This is a genomic window from Mesorhizobium sp. M2A.F.Ca.ET.037.01.1.1, from assembly GCF_003998075.1.
In the GTDB taxonomy this organism is placed as follows: domain Bacteria; phylum Pseudomonadota; class Alphaproteobacteria; order Rhizobiales; family Rhizobiaceae; genus Mesorhizobium.
This window is the reverse complement of record NZ_RZSA01001316.1, coordinates 1-1,455: the sequence shown is the minus strand read 5'-3', so window position 1 is coordinate 1,455 and position 1,455 is coordinate 1. Positions and strand designations below refer to the sequence as shown.

The following is a 1,455-nucleotide window of genomic DNA, read 5'->3' as shown; positions in this document are numbered from 1 at the left end:
GGGTAAGGGATTGCTACCAAAAGCTGAGGGGCAAGGGCGTCGACGTTAGCCAATATACGGGTTTTCAGATCGCCCGTGACTATGACGAGATTCGCAAAGCACTGGGTTTGATACGATCAACATCTTCGGCCGCTCCACGGGAGGAGGCACAGTTGCGACTTACCTTCAGTATTACCAGGCACACGTCCGATCGGCGATCTTCTGGAGCCCGTGGCTTACCGCAGACAGGAACAAGCCGGAGATCGAGGTGCTCACTCGGGGAAGGCAACTGGCCTATGACCTAATGGGAAATTGCGTGCGAGAAAACCAAGAATGCGCGTCCAAGTTTCCGGATCACCTAGTTGCTTTTGATCGCGCGCGGAGCATCCTCGACGAGAGGCCGTACGTGACTACAGTCGCCAGCGAAAACACGCCCAGCGGCAAGCTGCAGATTCGTATCGATGGCGCCACCCTCCTCGCGACTCTGGACTACGCGGCGAACCCAAGCATTGAGAGCAGGTATTACCAGCTGCCGAAGGTGCTCGAGGCGATCAAGCGTGGTGACTATGCGGCGCTGGACGAGTACTTCGGTCTTGAGGAGACCGACAGTCTCTTCATCCCGGAGAACGCAACGAGTGAGTTGCCCTATGCGTATGGGCACAATCTGGCTCACATCTGTGGCGACTTAGGGAAGAATCGACCGACTCCGACCGAATCCATCGAGATGATTCACCGTGAGCCGGCTCTGATGGGCTTCTCAGCGGTGACATTCTGCGCCTGGTGGGGAGAGGACGGCGATGTCCCCCCGAGCATAAACACCGATCCCGCAAGCGACGTGCCGGCCCTTGCGGTGTTCGGGCAACTGGACTCGTGCTGCGGTATTAGGTGGAGCCAACCTTTGGCCTTGGCAATGCCCAATCTACAGCGGGTGGAGCTCCAGGCGCAAGGTCACGTAGGAACAGGCGCCGATTGCGTACAAGAGTTGGTGTCCGCATTTCTCGACGTACCATCAAGGCGGGTGAACGATTCATGCAAGAATGAGGTGCAACTCCGCCCTTGGGTCTTCTACGGCGATTGATCGACCCTGCCGCTAATGTCTGCCGATAGCTGATGCGGCGTCGTGTTTCCGCCTCGATGATGCGTTGGGAAAACGGGCCGGGATCTGTCCCCATTGGGTCACCAGATCCTGGCTTGTATTGCGGCAGCGATTCTGAAATGTGCGCATTTCGCAAAAGTCGGACAGGGATTCCGCTAAGTCGCGGACAGTCGTTTCACTAACTCGCGGACAGTTTGGCGGCGGTGGTCCTCGGGTGTCTGGTTGTCGTCATGGGTGATTGATTTCGCCGTTTTCGCCGCCGGTCAAGAGCGGGGGCGCTTTTTGCTTTCGCATGCTGTCGCCCTGAAGCGTGATGCGATGGGCGTTGTGAACGATCCTGTCGAGAATGGCGTCTGCCATCTGGCCACCGGGGCTTGGGC

2 protein-coding genes are annotated in these 1,455 nt (G+C 58.0%); one reads left to right on the top strand and one right to left on the bottom strand.

Annotation, left to right across the window (positions count from 1 at the left end; all coding sequences use genetic code 11):
• The first annotated feature begins 385 nt into the window (after window positions 1-385).
• Window positions 386-1,057, top strand: coding sequence for an alpha/beta hydrolase (locus EOA27_RS36305; protein ID WP_189562305.1), 672 nt, complete (start codon window positions 386-388; stop codon window positions 1,055-1,057).
• 246 nt (window positions 1,058-1,303) lie between these two features.
• Here EOA27_RS36305 and EOA27_RS42735 read toward each other — a convergent pair.
• On the bottom strand, window positions 1,304-1,455 hold a 152-nt coding region (locus EOA27_RS42735; protein ID WP_245491322.1), incomplete at its 5' end, for an ATP-binding protein.